The organism is Streptomyces vilmorinianum (assembly GCF_005517195.1).
GTDB classification, from domain to species: domain Bacteria; phylum Actinomycetota; class Actinomycetes; order Streptomycetales; family Streptomycetaceae; genus Streptomyces; species Streptomyces vilmorinianum.
On sequence record NZ_CP040244.1, the window covers coordinates 2,156,748 to 2,179,987 of the forward strand.

The following is a 23,240-nucleotide window of genomic DNA, read 5'->3' on the forward strand; positions in this document are numbered from 1 at the left end:
GGTCTGGTAGGAAGGTTTCCTGTCGGATAGCATCCCGGGCAGCGGCTTGGCGCGGCGCCCGTTCCCCCGGGCGTGACGCGCTCAGCGAGAGCTCTGACCCGGCCGCGGAGCACCGCACGCCCTCCTGCCCGACCCCGGGCGGGAGGCGATGCTCCGCACCGCCGTCCAGCTCTCGCCGACCCCTCAGGCCAGGGAGCCCAGGTATGCGCCTGTACGCCTCCGCCCCACCACGCCGCACCACCTCTCTCCTCCTCACCGCCGTCCTGCTGCTGATCGGCGGCCTGCTGCTCGCCTACCCGGGCCGGGCCGGAGCGGCCGCCGACCCGCTCATCTCGCGCGGCAAGCCCGCCACCTCCTCCTCCGTCGAGGACTCCACCTTCGGCCCGGCCAAGGCCTTCGACGGCGACCCGGCCACCCGCTGGGCCAGCGCCGAGGGCTCCGATCCGCAGTGGATCAAGGTCGACCTCGGCGCCGGCCCCTCCGTCTCGCGCGTACGCCTCTCCTGGGAGGTCGCCTACGCCAAGGCCTACCGCGTGGAGATCTCCGCCGACAACGCCACCTGGACCCGGCTCGCCACCGAGACCGCCGGAAACGGCGGCACCGACGACTGGACCGGACTCACCGGCAAGGGACGCTTCCTGCGCGTGTACGGGACCGCGCGCGGCACCTCGTACGGCTACTCCCTCTACGAAGTAGAGGTCTACGGCACCCTCGACAGCGGGCCCCCGCCCTCCGGTGCCTTCACCGTCGTCGCGGCCGGAGACATCGCCGCCCAGTGCACGGCCTCCAGCAGCTCCTGCGCCCACCCCAAGACCGCCGCCCTGGCCCAGCGGATCAACCCGAGGTTCTACCTCACGATGGGCGACAACCAGTACGACGACGCCCTGCTGTCCGACTTCCGCGCCTACTACGACAAGACCTGGGGCGTCTTCAAGGACCGCACCCGGCCCGTCCCCGGCAACCACGAGACCTACGACCCGGCCGGCCCGCTCGCCGGCTACAAGGCGTACTTCGGCGCGATCGCCTACCCCCAGGGCAAGCCGTACTACAGCTACGACGAGGGCAACTGGCACTTCATCGCCCTCGACTCCAACTCCTTCGACGACCCGACCCAGATCCAGTGGCTCAAGGACGACCTCGCCCGGAACACGAAGGGCTGCGTCGCCGCCTACTACCACCACCCGCTCTACTCCTCCGGCGGCCACGGCAACGACCCCGTCTCCAAGCCCGTCTGGCAGATTCTCCACGGCGCCAAGGCCGACCTCGTCCTCAACGGACACGACCACCACTACGAGCGCTTCGCGCCGCAGGACCCGTACGGGCGGGCCACCGCCGACGGCATCGTCGAGATCGTCGGCGGCATGGGCGGAGCCGAGCCCTACCCGATCGAGACGGTCCAGCCGAACAGTCAGAAGCGCATCAGCGGCACCTACGGCGTGCTGAAGCTGGACTTCACCGATACGACGTACACCTGGCAGTACGTCGGCACCGACGGCCAGGTCAAGGACTCCGGTCCGACCTACACCTGCCACTGATGTACCTGGCGACCACCGGTCGCCCCGACGCGCCGCCGCCCCGCACCGGGGCGGGGCGGCGCGTCGGCGGCACCGTCCTCGCGCTCGGCACGGTCAGCCTGGTCACCGACATCTCCTCGGAGATGGTGACGGCCGTGCTCCCCCTCTACCTCGTCCTCGGACTCGGCCTCACCCCGCTCCAGTTCGGCTTCCTGGACGGCCTCTTCAACGGTGCGACCGCGCTCGTACGACTCCTCGGCGGCCACGCGGCCGACCGCGGCGGCCGGTACAAACGCGTCGCCGGGCTCGGCTACGCCCTGTCCGCCTGCTCCCGCCTCGGCCTGCTCCTCGCCGGCGGCGCGACGGGCGGGATCGCGGCGGCGCTCGCCGCGGACCGCCTCGGCAAGGGCATCCGGACCGCCCCGCGCGACGCGCTGATCACGCTCAGCGGCCCGCCCGAAGACCTGGGCCGCGCCTTCGGCGTCCACCGGGCGATGGACACGACCGGCGCCCTGCTCGGCCCCCTGGCGGCCTTCGCCCTGCTGTGGGCGACCGCGGACGCGTACGACGCGGTGTTCGTCGTGAGCTTCTGCACGGGCGTGCTCGGTGTGGTGCTCCTGGTGGTGCTCGTGCCCGGCGGACAGGCGGCCCCCGAAGCGGGTGGTGGCCCACGTCCTCGGGCCCGTGCTCCGCTCGCCCCGCTGCGCTCGGCCGCGTACCGTCGGATCCTCGGCGCGACCGCCCTGCTCGGGGCCGTCACCGTCGGGGACGCCTTCGTCTATCTGCTGCTGCAGCGGCGGTTCGACCTGGCCGTCACCTGGTTCCCGTTCCTGCCCCTGGGCGCCGCGGCCGCGTATCTGCTGCTCGCTGTCCCGGCCGGACGCCTGGCCGACCGGATCGGACGCCGCCGCCCCTTTCTGTACGGGCACGGTGCACTGCTCCTCGCGTACAGCCTGCTGCTCGCACCTGGCCCCGGACCGCTCCTGCTCGGGCTCGTCCTCGGGCTGCTCGGGGTCTTCTACGCCGCCACCGACGGGGTCCTGATGGCGCTGACCGGCCCCCTGCTGCCGGCCGGGCGGCGAGCGAGCGGACTCGCGCTCGTCCAGACCGTCCAGGCGCTGGCCCGGCTTGTCGCGGCGACCGGGTTCGGGGCCGCATGGACGCTCTGGGGCCCCTCGACCGCCCTTGCCCTGGCCCTCGCCGGCCTCACGGCCGCCCTCGTGTGCGCCGTCCGTCTGCTGCCCGACACCCCGCCTTCGGAAGGGTCTCCGACATGAACACCCCCGCCCGCCTCTGGGTACTGGTCCTCGCCGTGCTCCTGCTCGGCGGCGGGGCGACGGCCTACACGCTCCGGGCGGCGGAGCGCACCACCGGCCGCACGGCCACCGCGGGCGGCGGCGAGCCGGCGTTCATCCTCGAAGGCTCCGCCGGCCGCCTCCACTTCCGTGACACGGCGAGCGGCCGCATCGGCCGCGAGGGTCCGTCCGGAACCCCTGACTCCCGTACGGTCGGCGGCCCCCGCTGCGACCGCTTCCACGCCGCCGGGCCCACCGCGCTCTGCCTCCGGCGACGGCCGGGCGTACCCGCCCGCTCGTACGCGATCGTGCTCGACCGGCACCTGCGCGAACTGCGCCGGATCGCCCTGCCCGGCATCCCCAGCCGGGCCCGCGTCTCGGCCTCGGGGCAGATGCTCTCCTGGACCATGTTCGCGACCGGCGACTCCTACGCCGCGTCCGCGTTCTCCACCCGGACCTCGATCCTCGACCTGCGCACCGGCTACCTCGTGAAGAACATGGAACAGATCCCGCTCACCCTGTACGGCCGCCGCCACCACGCCCCCGACGTCAACTACTGGGGTGTCACCTTCACCCGCGACGACAACCGCTTCTACGCCACCGTCGCGACCGAGGGCCGCACGCACCTGGTCGAGGGCGACATGCGGAGGTGGTCGGCCAGGGCCGTACGCGAGAACGTCGAGTGCCCGTCGCTGTCACCGGACGACACCCGGGTCGCCTTCAAGAAGAAGGTCTCCGACGACCCGAAGGCCCCCTGGCGCCTGTACGTCCTCGACCTCCGCACCCTGCGCGAACACGCGGTCGCCGAACGCCGCAGCATCGACGACCAGGCGGCCTGGACGGATGACGGAACCCTTGCCTACGCCCACGAGGGCGCCGTGTGGACCGTCCCGGCCGACGGCACCGGCGCGCCGCGGCGACTGGCGTCCGGCGCCACATCCCCGGTGGTCCTGCGCTGAGAGGAGACGGATCCTCCAGGGGGGAGCGACGGACCCAGGGCCTCAGACGCGCCGCACCGCTCCCCGTACCGCCAGCGCCGCCATCGGCAGCAGCAGACACGCGCCCACGAGGTTCAGCCAGTTGTAGCCCGCCTGGGCCACGATCAGTCCCGCCGCCAGCCCGCCGAGACCGGCCGCGGTGTTCATGATGAAGTCCGACAGGCCCTGGACCGCCGCCCTCGCGGCCTGCGGAACCGAGTCCGTGAGCAGCGCGGAGCCCGACACCAGGCCCGCCGACCAGCCCAGGCCGAGCACGAACAGGCCCGCCGCGGTCTGTCCGTGACTCGGGCCCGCCGTGCCCGCGAGCAGCGCCGCCACGGACAGGAGCCCGACGGCCAGACCGATCACCGACAGCCGGCCCCACCGGTCCGACAGCCGGCCCATCACGGGCGAGAAGGCGTACATACCCGCGATGTGTCCGCTGATCACCAGACCGATCAGCTCGATCCCGGCCCCGTGGTGGCTCAGCGCCACCGGGGTCATCGACATGATCGAGACCATCGTGGTGTGGGAGACGGCCACGGTCACCAGCGCGAGGCGCGCCCGCGAGGACTCCCGTACCGCCCGCATCCCCGCCCGGAGCGAGCGGCCATCGGCCTCCTGGTCCTCGTCCGGGCCGGCCAGCGAGCGGGCCGTCAGCAGCGGGTCCGGGCGCAGCAGCAGCGCCACCATCGCCGCGGCGATCACGAACACGCCGGCGGCCCAGACGAACGGTCCGGCCGCCATCGGGACACCGAGGCCCGCCACGCTCTTCCCGGCCGGTGCGGCGATGTTGGGCCCGAGGACCGCGCCGATCGTCGTCGCCCACACCACGGTGGAGATGGCCTGGCCCCGGCGGTCCGGTTCGGCCAGGTCCGCGGCCGCGAACCGGGCCGCGAGGTTCGCCGAGGACCCGGCGCCGAAGCCGACCAGGCCCACCAGGAGCACGGGGAAGCTGTCGAGGACCGCCCCGAGGACGACGACTCCGGCGCCCAGCGCCCCGACCAGATAGGCGAGCACGAGCCCGGGCCGCCGCCCGCGCCTCCCCATGAGGGAGGCCAGCGGCATGGCGAGCAGCGCGGGACCGGCCACCGTGGCCGTCGAAGCGAGCCCCGACAGCGCCTCCGTGCCGCTGACCTCCTTGGCCAGGACGGCGGCGAGGGCGACGCCGATGGCGATCCCGAGGCCCCCGAGGATCTGGCTGGCGATCAGCACGGCCTGTATGCGTCGCCGCAGTGCCGGCAGTGCCGGCAGTGTCGGGCATCCGGCGGCCGAGTCGGGGGTGGATATCTCCGTGGGAAGCGTGGTGTCAGGGGCATCGGCGCTGTTGGTCACTTACGTGAGTGTGCCAGCCGTCCCCTGACAGCGGAATCCCGGCCGTGCGTACCGCCTCAGCCGGTGCGTACCGCCTCAGAAGAGCGGCTGGGGCAGCACGCCCTCCAGCGCCAGCAGCGTCCGCTTCGTCTCCAGACCGCCGCCGAAGCCGCCGATCCCGCCGTCGCTCTCCACCACCCGGTGGCACGGCACGACCACCGGCAGCGGATTGGCGCCCATCGCCGCCCCGACGGCCTGCGCCGCGCCCGGCTGCCCCACGCGCTTCGCCAGGTCCCCGTACCCCACGACCGTCCCGAACGGCACCCCCTCCGCCAGCTCGCGCAGCACCTGGCGGTTGAAACCCGTCGTCAGGGTCCAGTCGAGCGCGAGGTCGAACACTCGCCGCTCGCCCGCGAAATACTCCGCGAGCTGCCGTATCGGCTCGGCGAGCCGGCCCGAGGCGCTGTGCACCGGCTCCGCGGCGAGCTGCCCCGCCAGCCGCTCGAGCGCCGCGTCCCGCACCGCGTCGTCGGCGTGGAAGACCACGGTCACGAGCCCGCGACCGGTCGCCGCGAGGAGCAGCGGGCCGATGTCGCTCGCCACGACCGCCCATTCCACCTTCGTGTCCATGGTGTCCATGACGATCACGGTACGACCCCCCACTGACATCACGGCCTTCACGGCCCGGTCCCGGCCTGGTCCCGGCTCGGTCTCACGGCGGGCAATTCCCGGACCGCGTGGTCGCGGGGCCTCGCGCGCGCCATAATCTCGCGACGGCAGCACTACTCAGCGGTACCGACTGTTTTCGGACGACGTTGCACCACGGGTGGAGGACACACGCTCATGCAGGGCACGGTCGACGGATTCAGCTACGGCCTCGTCACACCGGTCGCCGCCTATCTCATGGCGTGCCTCGGCGGCGCCCTGGGCCTGCGCTGCACCACCAGATCGCTGCGTCACCGCGACACCTTCAAGGCGGGCTGGCTGGCCCTCGGAGCGACCTCGATAGGCACGGGCATCTGGACGATGCACTTCATCGCGATGATGGGCTTCTCCGTCCGGCAGGCGCCCATCAGCTACGACCGGCCCCTCACCTTCGCCAGCCTGGGCGTCGCCGTCGTCATGGTCGGCATCGGCATCTTCATCGTCGGCTACCGCGGGGCGACCCCCCTCACGCTCGTCACCGGCGGCACGATCACCGGCCTCGGCATCGCCACCATGCACTACCTCGGCATGGCCGGCATGCGCTTCCAGGGAGACATCGAGTACGACACCCTCACCGTCGCCCTCTCCGTCGTGATCGCCGTCGTCGCCGCCACCTCCGCCCTCTGGGCGGCCGTCTCGGTCCATGGATTTCTGGCCAGCCTCGGCGCCAGCCTCGTGATGGGCCTCGCCGTCAGTGGTATGCACTACACCGCCATGGCGGCCGTCAACGTCCATCTGCACGGCACGGCCGACGCGGCCGGAAGCGGCGACTCCGCCACCTCGCTGATCCTGCCGATGCTGGTCGGCCCCGCCGTCTTCCTCCTCCTGGCCGCGGTCGTGGTCATGTTCGACCCGCTGCTCGTGATGGGCGACCCGGACTGGCAGCGGCCCGCCGCCCAGAGCGCGCACCGCCCCGGAGTGCCCGCCCCGCGCCGAGCCCCCGCCTACGGCGAGCCCGCGAACTGGTCGGCCCGGCCCCGGTCCGGCCGGGGCGGACACCGCTCCCAGGACTGGTGAGGCCCGGGGTGCCGGCCGGGCCCTGAGCCGTTCACCGCCCGACTGTCAGTGGGGGGTCGTACGGTGGTCACATGCGGCCCGTTTCCCAGATCGAACGTACGGTGGCGCCTTTCGAGGTCGTCAGTCCCTACCAGCCCAGCGGCGACCAGCCGACGGCCATCGCCGACCTCGAGCGGCGCATCCGCGCGGGGGAGAAGGACGTCGTCCTCCTCGGCGCCACCGGCACCGGCAAGTCGGCGACCACCGCGTGGATGATCGAGAAGCTGCAGCGCCCCACCCTGGTGATGGCGCCGAACAAGACGCTGGCGGCCCAGCTGGCGAACGAGTTCCGCGAGCTCCTGCCGAACAACGCCGTCGAGTACTTCGTCTCGTACTACGACTACTACCAGCCCGAGGCGTACGTCCCGCAGTCGGACACCTACATCGAGAAGGACTCCTCGATCAACGAGGAGGTCGAGCGGCTGCGCCACTCCGCGACGAACTCGCTGCTGACCCGCCGCGACGTCGTCGTGGTCGCCTCCGTCTCCTGCATCTACGGCCTCGGCACGCCACAGGAGTACGTGGACCGGATGGTCCCGCTCAAGGTCGGCGAGGAGATCGACCGCGACCAGCTGCTGCGCCGCTTCGTCGACATCCAGTACACGCGCAACGACGTGGCGTTCGCCCGGGGCACCTTCCGTGTCCGCGGCGACACGATCGAGATCTTCCCGGTCTACGAGGAGCTCGCCGTCCGCATCGAGATGTTCGGCGACGAGATCGAGGCGCTGTCCACGCTCCACCCGCTCACCGGCGAGGTCATCAGCGAGGACCGCGAGCTGTACGTCTTCCCCGCCAGCCACTACGTGGCGGGCCCCGAGCGGATGGAGAAGGCGATCAACGGCATCGAGCGCGAGCTCGAGAGCCGGCTCGCCGAGCTCGACAAGCAGGGCAAGATGCTGGAGTCCCAGCGCCTGCGCATGCGCACCACGTACGACATCGAGATGATGCGCCAGATCGGCTCCTGCTCCGGCATCGAGAACTACTCGATGCACTTCGACGACCGCGAGCCCGGCTCCGCCCCCAACACGCTCCTCGACTACTTCCCCGAGGACTTCCTGCTCGTCATCGACGAGTCGCACGTCACCGTTCCGCAGATCGGCGCGATGTACGAGGGGGACGCCTCCCGCAAGCGGACGCTGGTCGACCACGGCTTCCGGCTGCCGTCCGCGCTGGACAACCGCCCGCTGAAGTGGGAGGAGTTCCAGAAGCGGATCGGCCAGACCGTCTACCTCTCGGCCACCCCCGGCACGTACGAGCTGTCGCGCTCGGACGGCTTCGTCGAGCAGATCATCCGCCCCACCGGCCTGGTCGACCCCGAGGTCGTCGTCAAGCCCACCGAGGGGCAGATCGACGACCTGGTCCACGAGATCCGGCTGCGCACCGAGAAGGACGAGCGGGTCCTCGTCACCACGCTCACCAAGAAGATGGCCGAGGACCTCACCGAGTACTTCCTGGAGCTCGGCATCCAGGTCCGCTATCTGCACAGCGACGTCGACACCCTGCGCCGTATCGAGCTGCTGCGCGAGCTGCGGTCCGGTGAGTACGACGTCCTGGTCGGCATCAACCTGCTCCGCGAGGGTCTCGACCTGCCCGAGGTCTCGCTCGTCGCCATCCTCGACGCCGACAAGCAGGGATTCCTGCGCTCCGGCACCTCGCTCATCCAGACCATCGGCCGCGCGGCGCGCAACGTCTCCGGCCAGGTCCACATGTACGCCGACACGGTCACCCCGGCGATGGAGAAGGCCATCGACGAGACCAACCGGCGCCGCGAGAAGCAGATCGCGTACAACACGGCGAACGGCATCGACCCGCAGCCGCTGCGCAAGAAGATCAACGACATCGTCGCCACCATCGCGCGCGAGGAGGTCGACACCGAGCAGCTGCTCGGCACCGGCTACCGCCAGGCGAAGGACGGCAAGGGTGCCAAGGCGCCCGTTCCCTCCCTCGGCGCGCACACCGTCAAGAGCAAGGCCAAGGGCGGCAAGGCCGGCGCGGCGGGTTCGACGCTCCAGCTCGGCGACCGCCCGGCCACCGAACTGGCCGCGATCATCGAGGAGATGACCGACCGGATGCGTGCCGCGGCGGCGGAGCTGCAGTTCGAGGTGGCCGCCCGGCTGCGGGACGAAGTGGGAGAGCTGAAGAAGGAGTTGCGCCAGATGAAGGAGGCGGGAATCGCCTGACGTCCCGGGCACTCCGGCCCGCCCGGTGTGTTGCAAGACCGACACAAAACACGACCGCGGCTGCTGCGCCGTCGGTGCCCCTGCGTAGGGTGCTGGACAACCGCACGGACAGCAGGGACGGCCGCGGTGATCGCAAGGAGAGGGGACAGCGCGTGACGGTCAACATGACCAAGGGTCAGGCCATCAGCCTGGAGAAGCAGGGCGGGGGCACCCTTACCTCCGTACGGATGGGCCTGGGCTGGCAGGCGGCGCCCCGCCGCGGCCTCTTCGGCTCGCGCACCCGGGAGATCGACCTGGACGCCTCGGCGGTGCTCTTCGCCGACAAGCAGCCGGTGGACGTGGTCTTCTTCCGCCACCTGGTCAGCGACGACGGCTCGGTCCGGCACACCGGTGACAACCTGGTGGGCGGCGCGGGCCAGGGCGGCGACGACGAGTCGATCCTGGTCGACCTCCAGCGCGTCCCCGTCCACATCGACCAGATCGTCTTCACGGTGAACTCCTTCACCGGGCAGACGTTCCAGGAGGTGCAGAACGCCTTCTGCCGGATCGTCGACGAGACCAACGGCCAGGAGCTCGCGCGCTACACCCTGGACGGCGGCGGTCAGTACACGGCGCAGATCATGGCGAAGGTGCACCGGGCCGGCTCCGGCTGGCAGATGACCGCCCTGGGCAACCCGGCCAACGGCCGGACGTTCCAGGACCTCATGCCGGCGATCCTGCCGCAGCTGTAGGCAGGCACCGCAGAGACACCCACAGCTCCCGGAGGCAGCAGGCCGCCGGGAGCTGTCCCACATGATCCGCACGTGAAGACACCGCCGAGGGGACAGAGTCGATGACGGCCGAGCTGGTCCGGGGACAGAACCACCCCCTGCCCGACACCCGCCTGGAGATCCGGGTCTCGGCCGGCCATCCGGTCGTCGCGGGAGCCACCCTCGGCGACGAACAGGGCAGGGTCGCCGGCGTCGAATGGATCGCCCACCCCGGCTCGCCCTCCCTGCCCGGCGTCGACGTCTCCCAGCAGGCCGCCGCCGACCACCGCCTCGCCTTCGACCTGGAAGCGGTGCCCGCATCCGTGCACCGGGTCTCGGTCCTCCTGGCGCTGCCCATAGGTGTCGGCGGACCGGCCCGCTTCGGCGCCGTCACCGCCCCCTTCGTCGCCGTCACCGGCCTCGACGGCACCGCGATCGCCACCTACACGATCACCGGACTCGACAGCGAATCCGCCGTCGTCGCCCTGGAGTTGTACCGCCGCCAGGGCACCTGGAAGGTCCGCGCCATGGGGCAGGGGTACGAGGGCGGCCTCGCCGCCATGCTCGGCGACCAGGGGCTCGAGCGCCCCGCAGACCTGGCCGCGTCGATCCTGGAGGCCGTCGCCCGAGGCCTGGCCCGCTCGGTCGCCGCCCCGCCCCCGCGCGTCCCCGAGGCGGAGCGGGTCCGGCACACCGCCCCCGTCGCGGCCGACCACCAGGACGCACCCCCGCCCGCCGCGGGCGGCCCCATCGACTACGCCCACCCGCGCCGCCAGGCGCCACCCCAGGAGCCCACCGCACCCGCGCCGACGGCGACGCACCCCACCCCCGTCGCCGGGGACGCCGCCGGCTGGTCCATGGACGAGCGGCTCTACAACCAGGTGTGGGGCATGTTCGAGGACCTGGCCCGCACCACGGCGGCGTACCGCAGTGCCTGCGACTTCGCCGAGTCCCGCCTCGACCAGGAGCTCGACCGCGCGCTCTCCGACCCGCGCAGCCGCATCGGCGGCGCCGGCGACGCCGCCCGCGAGGCGGCCCGCGCCAAGCACGACGACCTCACCGCCCGTGCCCAGGAGGCCCTCGACCGGGACCTCGCCCAGCTCGCCGCCGAGTCCGAGGTCGTCGAACCGGCGCTGCCCGCCGCGTTCGCCCGCTGGGACAACCCCGTCTGGCACGCCTACCGCGTCCCCATGGAGGTCCCCATGGCCGTGCGCCTGGGCGACCTCCACCTCCCCGAGCGCACCGATCTGCGCATCCCGATGCTGGTCCGGCTGCCGCTGGAGCGAGGGCTGTGGGTGGACAGCGGGCGCGGTCGCTCCGAGACGGCCGGGCTGCTCGACGAGACCGAGCTGCGCCGGCTCGCGATGGACACCGCGGTCGCGCACGCGGCCAGGCTGCTCGCCGTGTACCCGCCCGGCGAGTTCACCGTCCATGTCGTCGACCCGGCGGGCTCCGGCGCCGCCGCGCTCGCCCCGCTCGTCGAGGCGGGCGTCCTGGCCGGACCGCCGGCCGCCGGGGCGGCCGGGGTCTCCGCCGTCCTCGCGCGGCTCACCGAGCGCGTGGACCTGGTCCAGATGGCGATGCGGGCAGGTGCCCCCGACGCGCTGCCGCCCGGCATGGACACGGCCGAGCAGCTCCTGATCGTCCATGACTTCCCGCACGGCTTCGACGACCGCGCGGTCACCCGGCTCCGCTACCTCGCCGACGAGGGCCCGGCCGTCGGCGTCCATCTCATGATGGTCGCCGACCGCGAGGAGGCCTCCGCGTACGGCCCGGTGCTCGACCCGCTGTGGCGTTCGCTGCTGCGGATCACGCCCGTCCCCGACGACCACCTCGCCGACCCGTGGGTGGGCCATGCCTGGACGTACGAGCCGCCGACGTTCCCGCCCGGCAGCGGGGTGCTGGGTCAGGTCCTCGGCCGGGTGGCCGAGACCCGTCGCCAATGGGGCCGCTGACCTGGGCATTTGGGTTCTCTTTACCCTCGTCTTTACCTTCTCTTGGTTATTCGGGTAGTCTTCTCGGCGCGGAGGGGAGTACTCCCCATGTGCGGCGTTCCCGTCAATACGGACGGACCCCGAGTGGTCCGGTCCCGGGGCGTCGGCCCGGCCCGTCGCGTACGGGAGCGGGTGGAGGAGACCTCCGGCAGCGACGACGCTGATCAGTAGCCGTACGACGCCGGAGGCGCAGTGGACGTATCGATGACCCTGTGGGTGCTGACCATTCTTGGTCTGTCCGCCCTGATCGCGATCGACTTCTTCATCGGGCGCAAGCCCCATGACGTGTCGGTCAAGGAAGCCGGAATCTGGACGGTCGTCTGGATCGTCCTGGCCGCGCTCTTCGGCCTCGGCCTGCTGCTCTTCGGCAACAGCCAGGCATCCGGGGAGTTCTTCGCCGGATTCATCACCGAGAAGTCGCTCAGCGTCGACAATCTCTTCGTCTTCGTCCTGATCATGGCGAAGTTCTCGGTGCCCTCCCACCTCCAGCAGCGGGTGCTGCTCGTGGGCGTGCTGATCGCCCTGGTCCTGCGCGCGGTCTTCATCGCCGCCGGCGCCGCGATCATCGCCAGCTTCTCCTGGGTCTTCTACCTCTTCGGCGCGTTCCTGATCTTCACCGCCTGGAAGCTCATCCAGGAGGCGCGCTCGGACGAGGAGGAGGACGAGTTCGAGGAGAACCGTCTCCTGAAGTCCATCGAGAAGAAGTTCGGCGTCGCGGACAGGTACCACGGCACGAAGCTCTTCCTGAAGGTCAACGGCAAGCGGGTGCTGACCCCGCTGATGATCGTCATGCTCGCCATCGGCACGACCGACGTGCTCTTCGCCCTCGACTCGATCCCGGCGATCTTCGGCCTCACCCAGGACCCGTACATCGTCTTCACCGCCAACGCCTTCGCCCTGATGGGTCTGCGGCAGCTGTACTTCCTGATCGGCGGCCTGCTCAAGAAGCTGGTCCACCTCAGCTACGGCCTGTCGGTGATCCTCGGCTTCATCGGCGTGAAGCTGGTGCTGCACGCCCTGCACGAGTCCGGGGTGCACGTCCCCGAGATCTCCATCCCGTTCTCGCTGGCGGTCATCTGCGGCGTCCTCATCGTCACCACGATCACCAGCCTGATCGCCTCCAAGAAGCAGGCGGAGCGCGAGGGCTCGGAGACGCCCGAGACGCCCGAGAAGCCCGAGACGCCCGTGGCGGACGGCGAGACCGACAAGGACAGCGTGAGCGTCTGAGGCTCGCTCCACCCCCTGAACGCACCGCGGCCGGTGCGAGCGGCACACCACCGCCCGCACCGGCCCGCGGTGCGTTCCGCTCCGGGCCGGCCCGCTAGGCCGGCACGCGCTCCGGTTCCCCGGCCCTCGACGGCAGCGTCTCCGGGAGCAGCGCGAAGCAGCCCAGGCTCACCAGCGCCACCACCGTCAGATACGCCGCAACGCCCCAAGGCGGACCCGGGCCGCCCGACACGGCCGTCGCCACGATCGGCGTCAGCGCCCCGCCCAGGACGCCGGCGAGGTTGTAGCCGACCGCCGCGCCGGTGCACCGCACCCGCGGCTCGTACAGCTCCGGAAGGTACGCGGCGACCACCGCGAACATCGTGATGAACGCCAGCAGGGCGCCCAGGAACCCGAGGAACATCAGCAGCGGACGGGCGGTGTGCAGCAGCCCCACCATCGGGAACATCCAGACCGCACAGGCCGCGCACCCGGCCAGGCAGAGCGGGCGCCGGCCGAAGCGGTCGCCGAGCATCGCGAGGAACGGGGTCGCGGCCCCCTTGATCGCCACCGCCGCCATGATGCAGACCAGCATCACCGTCCGGCTCACCCCGAGCTGCTCGGTGCCGTAGGCCAGGGACCAGGTCGAGACCGTGTAGAAGACGGCGTAACCGACCGCCAGCGCGCCGGCGGTCAGCAGCACCAGACGCCAGTGCCCCCGCGCCACCTCCGCGAGCGGCGCGCTCGCCCGCCGCCCCGACTCGGTCAGCTCCCGGAACTGCGGAGTCTCCGTGAGCGAGGAGCGCAGCAGGAGTCCGCCCGCGGCCAGCAGTCCGGCCGCCCAGAACGGCACCCGCCAGCCCCACTCCCGGAACTGCGCGTCGGTCAGGGTGGCGGAGAGCACCAGCATCACGCCGTTCGCCAGCAGGAAGCCGACCGCCGGACCGATCTGGGGGAAGCTCGCCCACAGCCCGCGCCGCCGCTCCGGCGCGTGCTCGGCCGTGAGCAGCACCGCCCCGCCCCACTCGCCGCCCAGGCCGAGGCCCTGCAGAAAGCGCAGGACGAGCAGGAGGACGGGGGCGGTGATGCCGAGGGTCGCGTACGAGGGAACACAGCCGACCGCGACCGTGGCGCAGCCGGTGAGCAGCAGCGAGGCGAACATGACCGGCCGCCGCCCGTAGCGGTCGCCGACATGCCCGAAGAGGGCGGAGCCGAGCGGGCGGGCGACAAAACCGACGGCGAAGGTGCCGAAGGCGGCCAGGGTGCCCGCGACGGGGGAGAAGGTCGGGAAGAAGAGGGGCCCGAGGACGAGCGCGGCAGCGGTCCCGTAGACGAAGAAGTCGAAGAACTCGATGGCCGTGCCCACCAGGGAGGCGGCGGCAAGCCGCGCCATGGAGGGCGGCGACGGAGCGTGACTGAGGTGCATGCCGCGCCAACTACCCGGCGTCGGCCGGAGTTACGGGGGCGTGCGGAAGCGCGCGGTCAGGGACCGCGCGCCGGGGTCACCAGCCGCGTGCGTGCCACTCCGGGAGGTGCGGGCGCTCGTCACCGAGCGTGGTGTCCTTGCCGTGGCCCGGGTAGACCCAGCTCTCGTCCGGGAGCACCGCGAAGAGCTTGGTCTCCACGTCGTGGATCAGGCTCGCGAAGGCCTCCGGGTCCTTCCAGGTGTTGCCCACCCCGCCGGGGAAGAGGCAGTCGCCGGTGAAGACATGGGGGTGGCCCTGCGGGTCGTCGTAGATCAGGGCGATCGAGCCGGGGGTGTGCCCGACCAGACGGCGGGCGGTCAGCTCGACCCGGCCGACCTTGATCGTGTCGCCGTCCTCGACCTTGACGTCCGTCGGGACGGGGATGCCCTCGGCGTCGTACGCGCCGGCGTACGTACGTGCCCCGGTCGCCGCGACCACCTCGGCGAGCGCCTGCCAGTGATCGCCGTGCTGATGGGTGGTGACGACGGACGCGATGCCGTCGTCACCGATCAGCGTCAGGAGCGTGTCGGCCTCGTTGGCCGCGTCGATCAGCAGCTGCTCACCGGTCGCCCGGCAGCGCAGCAGATACGCGTTGTTGTCCATCGGGCCGACCGCGACCTTGGAGATCATCAGGTCCGTCAACTCGTGCACATCGGCCGGTCCGCCGACCTTCACCGCTCCGCTGTACGTCATGGACTCAGCCTATAGCGGGGGGAGGTCGGGGAGCCTGTCACCCGCGAGGAGGGCGAGGTGGGCGCCCTTGTCACCGCGGCCGGACAGCCAGCCGAGCAGTTCGGCGCCGGTGCCCCCGAGGACGACGGGGGTGCCCTGGTCGCCGCCGGTGTGCCACGTGGGTCCCTCCTCGTCGTGGCCGAGGCGGAGCGTCACCGGCGGGACCTCCGGGCGTCCCGACCAGCGGTCGGCGAGGAACTCGATCTCGCGGGTCACGAACTCGTCCGGGAGGTCCTCCAGCTCGTAGCCGATGCCCAGGTCGACATGGTGCAGGGCCACCTCCACCCAGCGGCGGAAGGGCACCCGCGCCGCGCGGTCCGTGACGCCGTTGCGGAGCTCCACGATCCGGTCCCAGTCGGCGGGCTCGCGGCCCACCGCCTGGAAGCGCTCGGCGCTCTCGCGCAGGTCGGCGAGGTGCACGTCGAGCGGGCGCGGGGCGTCGCGCTCGATGTCGGCGTCGCGGGTCTGGGCGTCCTTGTACATCGGCAGGCCCTGGAGGACGTTCACCAGGGCGTCGGCGTTGCGGGCGACATGGGCCAGGACGTGGCCACGGGTCCAGCCGGGAAGCCGTGACGGCTCGGCCGTCGCCGCGTTGTCCAGGGAGGCGACCGCGTCGAGGAGTCGTTCGGTCGCTTCATGGAGAGAGGCCAGGTCACGCACGGGATCGATCATGCAACCGACCCTAGCGTCGCCACTCGTTCGGGTGAAGCGGTCGGAGCAAGGCCGGAAATCGAATGTGCGTGCTATAAGCTCGGTGGAAGCATCCGGCATCCTTGGTTGTTGGGTGTTGTGGCACATCCAGGCATATCTGCGACCCGCACTCCTGTGCCTCCGCTCTCTCAAGAAAGGTGCGGACCGGCGTGGCCGACCGTCTCATCGTTCGTGGTGCTCGCGAGCACAACCTCAAGAACGTCTCGCTCGACCTCCCGCGTGACTCCCTCATCGTCTTCACCGGGCTCTCCGGGTCGGGCAAGTCCTCCCTCGCGTTCGACACGATCTTCGCCGAGGGGCAGCGCCGGTATGTCGAGTCGCTCTCGTCGTACGCCCGGCAGTTCCTCGGCCAGATGGACAAGCCGGACGTCGACTTCATCGAGGGTCTCTCGCCCGCCGTCTCCATCGACCAGAAGTCGACCTCGCGCAACCCGCGCTCGACGGTCGGCACCATCACCGAGGTCTACGACTACCTCCGCCTGCTCTTCGCCCGCATCGGCAAGCCGCACTGTCCCGAGTGCCGCCGCCCGATCTCCCGCCAGTCGCCGCAGGCCATCGTCGACAAGGTCCTGGAGCTCCCCGAGGGCAGCCGCTTCCAGGTCCTCTCACCGCTCGTGCGTGAGCGCAAGGGCGAGTTCGTCGACCTCTTCGCCGACCTCCAGACCAAGGGCTACAGCCGGGCCCGGGTCGACGGGCAGACCATCCAGCTGAGCGAACCGCCGACGCTGAAGAAGCAGGAGAAGCACACGATCGAGGTGGTCGTCGACCGCCTCACCGTCAAGGACGGCGCCAAGCGCCGCCTCACCGACTCCGTCGAGACCGCCCTCGGACTCTCCGGCGGCATGGTCGTGCTCGACTTCGTCGACCTCCCCGAGGACGACCCCGAGCGCGAGCGGATGTACTCGGAGCACCTCTACTGCCCGTACGACGACCTGTCCTTCGAGGAGCTGGAGCCGCGCTCCTTCTCCTTCAACTCGCCGTTCGGCGCCTGCCCGGACTGCACCGGCATCGGCACCCGCATGGAGGTCGACCCCGAGCTGATCGTCCCCGACGAGGACCGGTCCCTCGACGCGGGCGCCATCCACCCCTGGTCGCACGGACACACCAAGGAGTACTTCGGCCGGCTCATCGGCGGACTCTCCCAGGCCCTCGGCTTCCGTACGGACATCCCGTACGCCGGACTGCCGGCGCGGGCCAAGAAGGCCCTGATGTACGGCCACAAGACCCAGGTCGAGGTCCGCTACCGCAACCGGTACGGACGCGAGCGGGCGTACACCACCCCGGCCTTCGAGGGCGCCGTCTCCTTCGTGAAGCGGCGGCACAGCGAGGCGGAGAGCGACTCCAGCCGTGAGCGCTTCGAGGGCTACATGCGCGAGGTGCCCTGCCCCACCTGCGAGGGCACCCGCCTGAAGCCGATCGTCCTCGCCGTCACGGTCATGGACCGCTCCATCGCGGAGGTCTCCGCGATGTCGATCAGCGAGTGCGCCGAGTTCCTCGGCCGCCTCACCCTCAACGCCCGCGACAAGAAGATCGCCGAGCGGGTCCTGAAGGAGGTCAACGAGCGGCTGCGCTTCCTCGTCGACGTCGGCCTCGACTACCTCTCCCTCAACCGCGCGGCCGGCACCCTCTCCGGCGGCGAGGCCCAGCGCATCCGGCTCGCCACCCAGATCGGCTCCGGCCTGGTCGGCGTGCTGTACGTCCTCGACGAGCCGTCCATCGGCCTGCACCAGCGCGACAACCACCGGCTCATCGAGACCCTGGTCCGGCTCCGGGACATGGGCAACACGCTCATCGTCGTCGAGCACGACGAGGACACCATCAAAGTCGCCGACTGGGTCGTGGACATCGGCCCCGGAGCCGGCGAGCACGGCGGCAAGGTCGTCCACTCCGGACCGCTGGCCGAGCTGCTGACCAACGACCGGTCGATGACCGGCCAGTACCTCTCGGGCCGCAGGGCCATCGGGATGCCGGACATCCGCCGCCCCGTGGACCCCTCGCGCCGGCTCACCGTGCACGGCGCCCGGGAGAACAACCTGCGGGACATCGACGTCTCCTTCCCGCTCGGCGTCCTCACGGCCGTCACCGGCGTCTCCGGCTCCGGCAAGTCGACGCTGGTCAACGACATCCTCTACACCCACCTCGCGCGCGAGCTGAACGGCGCCAAGTCGGTGCCGGGCCGCCACACGCGCGTGGACGGCGACGACCTCGTCGACAAGGTCGTGCACGTGGACCAGTCGCCCATCGGCCGCACCCCGCGGTCGAACCCGGCGACGTACACCGGTGTCTTCGACCACGTCCGCAAGCTCTTCGCCGAGACGATGGAGGCGAAGGTCCGCGGCTATCTGCCGGGCCGGTTCTCCTTCAACGTCAAGGGCGGCCGCTGCGAGAACTGCTCCGGCGACGGCACGATCAAGATCGAGATGAACTTCCTGCCGGACGTCTACGTCCCGTGCGAGGTCTGCCACGGCGCCCGGTACAACCGGGAGACCCTGGAGGTCCACTACAAGGGCAAGTCCATCGCCGAGGTCCTGGACATGCCGATCGAGGAGGCCCTGGACTTCTTCGAGGCCGTCCCGACGATCGCGCGCCATCTGCGCACGCTCCACGAGGTGGGCCTCGGGTACGTCCGGCTCGGCCAGTCCGCGCCGACGCTCTCGGGCGGTGAGGCGCAGCGCGTGAAGCTCGCCTCCGAGCTCCAGAAGCGTTCGACGGGCCGCACGGTCTACGTCCTGGACGAGCCGACCACGGGCCTGCACTTCGAGGACATCTCGAAGCTGATCAAGGTCCTGTCCGGCCTGGTCGACAAGGGCAACTCGGTGATCGTCATCGAGCACAACCTCGACGTCATCAAGACCGCCGACTGGGTCATCGACATGGGGCCGGAGGGCGGCAGCGGCGGCGGTCTGGTGATCGCCGAGGGCACGCCCGAGGAGGTCGCCTCGGTGCCGGCGAGCCACACCGGCAAGTTCCTGCGCGAGATCCTCGGCGCGGACCGGATCAGCGACGCGACGGTGCCTGCGGCGCGGAGCGGGAACGGGGCGGCGACGAAGAAGGCGGCGGCGAAGAAGACCGCCACGAAGACCGCGACGAAGACCGCGGCGAAGAAGGCCGTTCCTGCTGCCAAGAAGGCACCCGCCAAGAAGACGGCGGCGCGGGCACGCAAGGCGTGACGGGTGGGGGTGGGGGCAGCCTGCCGCGGGCTTTCCCCACCCCGCCCCTTCCCGGAACCCCGGCCCTCCCCCGAACTGGGGGCAAGCCCCCTCAAGGGCCGGACGGGCCGGCCAACTCCTCCGCGTACGGGGGCTCCGCGCCCGGGCGGGTGCAGGTCAGGGCCGCCGCCTTCGCCGCGTACGACAGGAGGGCGGACCAGGCGTCGGCGTCCAGGGACTCCGGGCGGCGGTCGGCCAGGCCGTGCAGCAGCGCCGCGTTCACCGTGTCGCCCGCGCCGATCGTGTCCGCGACCCGGACCCGTACCGCCGCCACCGACACCTCGTACGACGGCGTGAAGACCGTCAGGCCGACCGCGCCCCTGGTCAGGACCACCGCCGACGGGCCGTGCCCCAGCCACTGCGCCGGGGTGCCGCCCAGCCAGCCCATGTCCTCCTCCGAGAGCTTCAGGAGCGAGACGTACGGCAGCCAGCCCGCGAAGCGCTCGCGGTAGGCGTCCGCGTCCGGGATCAGGCCGGGGCGGATGTTCGGATCGAGCAGGGTGAGCGCGCCGCGCTCCGACTCGCGCCGGAGCAGTGCCTCGTACGCGCTCGCGCCGGGTTCGAGGGCCAGGGAGCACGTGCCGAAGGCCAGCGCCCGTACCTCGTCCGGAAGGCGCTCCGGCAGGGCGAAGAGCCGATCGGCCGTGCCCTCCACGTAGAAGCCGTACCGCGCGGAACCGTCGGGGCCCACCGAGGCGACCGCCAGCGTCGTCGGCTCCGGCCCCCGCTGGACCAGCCCGTCCGACACCCCCGCCGCCCGCAGCCCGTCGATCAGCGCCTCGCCGAACGCGTCCGTGGACACCCGGGAGCAGAAGGCCACGTCCGCCCCGAGCCGCCCCAGGGCCACCGCCGTGTTGTACGGGCCGCCGCCCGGCCTCGGCAGCAGCGGAGACAGGGGCGCGGCGGCCCCGTCCGGGACCAGGTCGATCAGGGACTCACCGGCGACGACGATCACGCCCGTGAACGTAACCCATCCCTCACCTGCCACGACAGGCCCCCGAGCAGAGGCGCGGAACCGCGCCGGTATCGTCGGTTCGGTCACCCCTTGCCCCGATCCCACCGTGGAGCGCTCATGTCCGGCCAGTCCACCCGCCGCACCGTACTGAAAGGCGCCGCCCTCGCCGGGGCCGCCGGGCTGGGTGTCGCCGCCTGCTCCACGGACTCCAAGCTCGGCCACGCCCAGGTCCCGACCCCGACCGCCCCGGTCGCCCTCGGCGCGCCCGAGGAGGTGCCGGTCGGTGGCGCCAAGCTCTACCGCGAGCAGCGGGTCCTGGTGAGCTGCCCGGCCAAGGGCCAGTACAAGGCCTTCAGCGCCCAGTGCACCCACGCCGGGTGCGTTCTCGACAAGATCGAGGACAACGAGGGCAACTGCCCCTGCCACGGCAGCCGCTTCGACGTGACCACCGGCAAGGCGCTCAAGGGCCCGGCGACCGTCCCGCTCCCCGAGGTCCCCGTCCGGATCGAGAACGGCAAGCTGGTCGCGGGCCCGGAAGCGTAAGGCCGGAAACGTAAGGCCGGAGCGTAAGGCCGGAAGCGCAAGGCCCGGAAGCCTCAGGCTCCGGAGGCCCGGGCGCCGCCTACGCCCAGTCCCAGTCGATCCCCAGGATTCCCTGCCGTACCCCCTGCTCCACCAGATGCACCGTGCGGTGCCGCCCGCTCAGCGTCAGATCCGAGCGGCCACCGCGCGGAGCACCGGTCGAGGCCTGCGCGAAGCGCCGGCACCGCACCGGAAGCGCCGCCTCGTCGAACCGCACCTGGAGCACGTACTGCCCGCCGGCGAAGCTGAACCCGCGGACGTACTCCCCGCAGGGCCCGGCCGTCCCGTCCTCGAAGCCGTACCCGAACAGATACGTCTCCCCGGCCCGCAGCCGCGCGTCGAACAGCAGCTCCGCGACGAGCACGCCCGTCTCGGCGTGCCACCGCACCCGCCCCGTCCGGCAGTTCTCCGAGGCCCGCACCTCCACCCGGGAGGGATCGCAGCCCGGGTCGCCGCGGTGGACGGCCAGATAGCGGTCGATGCCGTCCCGGTGGGCCCGCACCACGTGCTGGGAGTCGCGCCCCACCAGCTCCCGCCCCGCCCCGATCCGTACCCGCTCGTGGTGGCCGACCGTGTGCAGCCCGCCGTCCACCGGCGACTCCAGCTCGGCGATCAGCTTCTCCACCGCCCCCGAGGCCTCCAGGAGCGAGCGGTAGGAGCGGATCGCGGGGCGCTCCGCGTCACGACGGGCGCCGGAGTCCTCGGTCAGCAGCCGGATCAGCGAGTTCCCCGGCAGCTGCAGGACCTCCTCGAGCGCGCGCACGGCCTTCATCGACTCGGGCCGCTGCGGACGGCGGGCGCCCTGCTGCCAGTAACTGAGGCTGGTCACCCCGACCTTGACGCCCCGGTGGGCGAGATGGTGCTGCACCCGCTGGAGCGGGAGCCCGCGCACCGCGAACGCCGTGCGCAGCGCCAGATGGAACGGTCCGGTGTGCAGCAACTGCACCAGATCGGCCTCGGTGTGCCCCACGGGGACTCCTCAGTGAACGTTCACGACGACGACGGCGGGCCGCCGCACCGCCGGTGGCGGGGCCGCAGGTGGCGTGAAGGCCCGCGTTCACACGTGGGTCACACCGTTCACAGCCCGCCGTCACCCCGCATTGAAGCGTGTTGACCGGATCCGGACAACGCTCGATGCTCCTCATCAGCGTCCGGACGCGCTCCTCCAACTCCCCACATCCCCACCCCCCCACCACGGGAGGAACGCGATGCGCAGAAGAAAGCTGTCCTTGGCGGCACTCGCCGCTGCCGCCCTCTTCCTGCTCCCCACCACCTCGGCGACCGCCGCCCCGCCGCCCGCGCCGACGAGCGAGACCGTCTCCACCCTGGCGTACAAGCGGCTGGGCATCACCATGCAGGCGCAGCAGAAGGACAACTGGTGCTGGGCCGCCGGCGGCAACACCATCGCCACCTGGTACGGCCGGAACTACACCCAGAACCAGTTCTGCAACGCCGCCTTCAACCGGCAGCAGGGCTACGACTGCCCCAACTGGCAGGCCACCCTCGGCAATGTGCAGACCGGTCTGCGCTGGGCCGGCGTCAACCCCGGCTCGTACGTCGACGGCTGGCTGTACTACTCGACCGTCCAGAACGAGATCAACGCCAACCGGCCCATCGAGACCCGCATCCAGTGGTCGAGCGGCGGCGGCCACATGCATGTGATCTACGGGTACGACGACGCGAACAGCTGGGTCTACTGGGGCGACCCGTGGCCCTCCAGCCACCGCTACAACTGGGCCTCGCACGCCTGGTACGTCAACAACAGCTCCTTCTCCTGGACCCACTCGCTCTACCGGATAGGGGCGTGACGACGATGACCCACGTACGTGCCGTGAGCGCCGGGCTCCTGTCCGCCGCCGCGCTCCTCGCCCTCGGTGCCGTCCCGGCCGCCGCCTCCGACGGCCCGCCGCCCGCGGCCACCCCGGAGAAGGCCGTCACCGCGCCCGCGACCCTCGACACGCTCTCCCGGTTCTTCGCCCGCGACGGAGCCGTGGCCCGCTCGGCGGCCGCGCCCCGGATCGAGGGCGCGTCCGTCCCCGTACGGATCCTCTCCCCGGACTTCGTGGCCGGGAAGGCGGGCGCCCCGGTGGCCCGGATCGAGTTCCACGCGAGCAAGGCGGTCGCCTCGGACGGGCAGACGGCCTCGCTCTGGACCGTGCGGCGGGCCGGCGGCTGGCAGGTGGTGAACATCGCCACCGGCGACGACGAGTTCCGCTACGCGGCGCAGGGCGCGCGGCTGCTGCCGGGCGGGCTCGTCTTCCGGGAGCCGCAGATCGACGCGTGGTACGTCCAGAAGGGCGCGAAGGTGCTCCCGCTGGACGAGGACGCGGTGCGCGCGGTCGGGAAGAACGGGACGAGCCTGACCGCCTACCGGGCCCGGGTGGCCCAGGCGTACGGCGACAAGCTGCCCGGCTCCGCGTACGCGGGCAAGGGCGCCGCGGGCGGCTACGGCCCCCCGGCGGCCCCGCACGAGGAGCCCCTGGTCACCGCGGCCTCCTCGACGGCCGCCGCGGGCGCGGCCCTGGCCCTGGGCCTGATCGGCACGGCGGCCTGGCGCCGCCGCCGCACGGCGGACCGCCGGCCCACCGCCTGACG

Annotated in this window: 19 protein-coding genes; 12 read left to right on the plus strand and 7 right to left on the minus strand. The window is 71.8% G+C overall.

What is annotated here, in order from left to right; all coding sequences use genetic code 11:
- Positions 1-203: 203 nt before the first annotated feature.
- The 3 genes from FDM97_RS10070 to FDM97_RS10080 are packed head-to-tail and all read left to right on the plus strand — an operon-like array spanning position 204 to position 3,768.
- Positions 204-1,535 carry a discoidin domain-containing protein gene (locus FDM97_RS10070; RefSeq protein WP_137990062.1) on the plus strand — a complete coding sequence of 444 codons (1,332 nt, stop codon included), beginning with the start codon at positions 204-206 and terminating at the stop codon, positions 1,533-1,535.
- Positions 1,535-2,791, plus strand: a complete 1,257-nt coding sequence (locus tag FDM97_RS10075; RefSeq protein ID WP_137990063.1) for an MFS transporter — start codon at positions 1,535-1,537, stop codon at positions 2,789-2,791. Before FDM97_RS10070 ends, FDM97_RS10075 begins: the two co-directional genes overlap by 1 nt.
- Entirely contained in the window at positions 2,788-3,768 is a 981-nt protein-coding gene (locus tag FDM97_RS10080; RefSeq protein ID WP_137990064.1) for a TolB family protein, read from the plus strand. Before FDM97_RS10075 ends, FDM97_RS10080 begins: the two co-directional genes overlap by 4 nt.
- 42 nt (positions 3,769-3,810) lie before the next feature.
- Here the strand turns inward: FDM97_RS10080 and FDM97_RS10085 are convergent, their stop codons facing one another.
- Together FDM97_RS10085 and FDM97_RS10090 are read right to left on the minus strand one after the other, a co-directional pair.
- Positions 3,811-5,076 carry an MFS transporter gene (locus tag FDM97_RS10085; protein WP_137994750.1) on the minus strand — a complete coding sequence of 422 codons (1,266 nt, stop codon included), beginning with the start codon at positions 5,074-5,076 and terminating at the stop codon, positions 3,811-3,813.
- A 120-nt stretch (positions 5,077-5,196) separates the two neighbouring features.
- Complete coding sequence (locus FDM97_RS10090) at positions 5,197-5,739, minus strand: methylated-DNA--[protein]-cysteine S-methyltransferase (protein ID WP_137990065.1); 543 nt, start codon at positions 5,737-5,739, stop codon at positions 5,197-5,199.
- A gap of 204 nt (positions 5,740-5,943) precedes the next feature.
- Between FDM97_RS10090 and FDM97_RS10095 the strand changes: the two genes are divergently transcribed.
- From FDM97_RS10095 to FDM97_RS10115, 5 genes are all read left to right on the plus strand, one after another.
- Positions 5,944-6,822 (plus strand): MHYT domain-containing protein, encoded by an 879-nt coding sequence (locus FDM97_RS10095; RefSeq protein WP_137990066.1) that lies wholly within the window; start codon positions 5,944-5,946, stop codon positions 6,820-6,822.
- Positions 6,823-6,893: 71 nt separating this feature from the next.
- Entirely contained in the window at positions 6,894-9,041 is a 2,148-nt protein-coding gene (gene uvrB, locus FDM97_RS10100; protein WP_137990067.1) for an excinuclease ABC subunit UvrB, read from the plus strand.
- 152 nt (positions 9,042-9,193) lie between these two features.
- A complete protein-coding gene (locus FDM97_RS10105; RefSeq protein WP_137990068.1) occupies positions 9,194-9,772 on the plus strand; it encodes a TerD family protein in 579 nt (192 codons plus the stop codon).
- Between the two features lie 101 nt (positions 9,773-9,873).
- Entirely contained in the window at positions 9,874-11,745 is a 1,872-nt protein-coding gene (locus FDM97_RS10110) for a TerD family protein (RefSeq protein ID WP_137990069.1), read from the plus strand.
- A 231-nt stretch (positions 11,746-11,976) separates the two neighbouring features.
- Positions 11,977-13,011, plus strand: coding sequence for a TerC/Alx family metal homeostasis membrane protein (locus FDM97_RS10115; protein WP_254705553.1), 1,035 nt, complete (start codon positions 11,977-11,979; stop codon positions 13,009-13,011).
- 94 nt (positions 13,012-13,105) lie between these two features.
- Here the strand turns inward: FDM97_RS10115 and FDM97_RS10120 are convergent, their stop codons facing one another.
- The 3 genes from FDM97_RS10120 to FDM97_RS10130 all read right to left on the minus strand — a co-directional run bounded on the left by FDM97_RS10120 (position 13,106) and on the right by FDM97_RS10130 (position 15,860).
- Positions 13,106-14,383: an MFS transporter gene (locus FDM97_RS10120; protein ID WP_137994752.1), complete on the minus strand. Its 1,278-nt coding sequence runs from the start codon at positions 14,381-14,383 to the stop codon at positions 13,106-13,108.
- 109 nt (positions 14,384-14,492) lie between these two features.
- Positions 14,493-15,149, minus strand: coding sequence for an MBL fold metallo-hydrolase (locus FDM97_RS10125; RefSeq protein WP_137990070.1), 657 nt, complete (start codon positions 15,147-15,149; stop codon positions 14,493-14,495).
- A 9-nt stretch (positions 15,150-15,158) separates the two neighbouring features.
- Positions 15,159-15,860 carry a maleylpyruvate isomerase family mycothiol-dependent enzyme gene (locus tag FDM97_RS10130; RefSeq protein WP_137990071.1) on the minus strand — a complete coding sequence of 234 codons (702 nt, stop codon included), beginning with the start codon at positions 15,858-15,860 and terminating at the stop codon, positions 15,159-15,161.
- Between the two features lie 188 nt (positions 15,861-16,048).
- Between FDM97_RS10130 and uvrA the strand changes: the two genes are divergently transcribed.
- The gene (uvrA, locus tag FDM97_RS10135; RefSeq protein WP_137990072.1) at positions 16,049-19,069 is read left to right on the plus strand and encodes an excinuclease ABC subunit UvrA; all 3,021 of its coding nucleotides are present in this window, start codon (positions 16,049-16,051) and stop codon (positions 19,067-19,069) included.
- Positions 19,070-19,160: 91 nt separating this feature from the next.
- Here uvrA and FDM97_RS10140 read toward each other — a convergent pair whose 3' ends face one another.
- Positions 19,161-20,063: a carbohydrate kinase family protein gene (locus FDM97_RS10140; RefSeq protein ID WP_137990073.1), complete on the minus strand. Its 903-nt coding sequence runs from the start codon at positions 20,061-20,063 to the stop codon at positions 19,161-19,163.
- A 117-nt stretch (positions 20,064-20,180) separates the two neighbouring features.
- Here FDM97_RS10140 and FDM97_RS10145 point away from each other — a divergent pair, with 117 nt between their 5' ends.
- Complete coding sequence (locus FDM97_RS10145; protein ID WP_137990074.1) at positions 20,181-20,606, plus strand: Rieske (2Fe-2S) protein; 426 nt, start codon at positions 20,181-20,183, stop codon at positions 20,604-20,606.
- A 79-nt stretch (positions 20,607-20,685) separates the two neighbouring features.
- On the opposite strand, the gene FDM97_RS10150 is transcribed toward FDM97_RS10145, so the two are convergent.
- Positions 20,686-21,615, minus strand: a complete 930-nt coding sequence (locus FDM97_RS10150) for a hypothetical protein (RefSeq protein WP_137990075.1) — start codon at positions 21,613-21,615, stop codon at positions 20,686-20,688.
- 238 nt (positions 21,616-21,853) lie between these two features.
- On the opposite strand from FDM97_RS10150, the gene FDM97_RS10155 reads away from it, so the two are divergent.
- A complete protein-coding gene (locus FDM97_RS10155) occupies positions 21,854-22,453 on the plus strand; it encodes a papain-like cysteine protease family protein (protein WP_137990076.1) in 600 nt (199 codons plus the stop codon).
- Between the two features lie 5 nt (positions 22,454-22,458).
- Positions 22,459-23,238 (plus strand): hypothetical protein, encoded by a 780-nt coding sequence (locus FDM97_RS10160; protein WP_137990077.1) that lies wholly within the window; start codon positions 22,459-22,461, stop codon positions 23,236-23,238.
- Positions 23,239-23,240 lie beyond the last annotated feature (2 nt).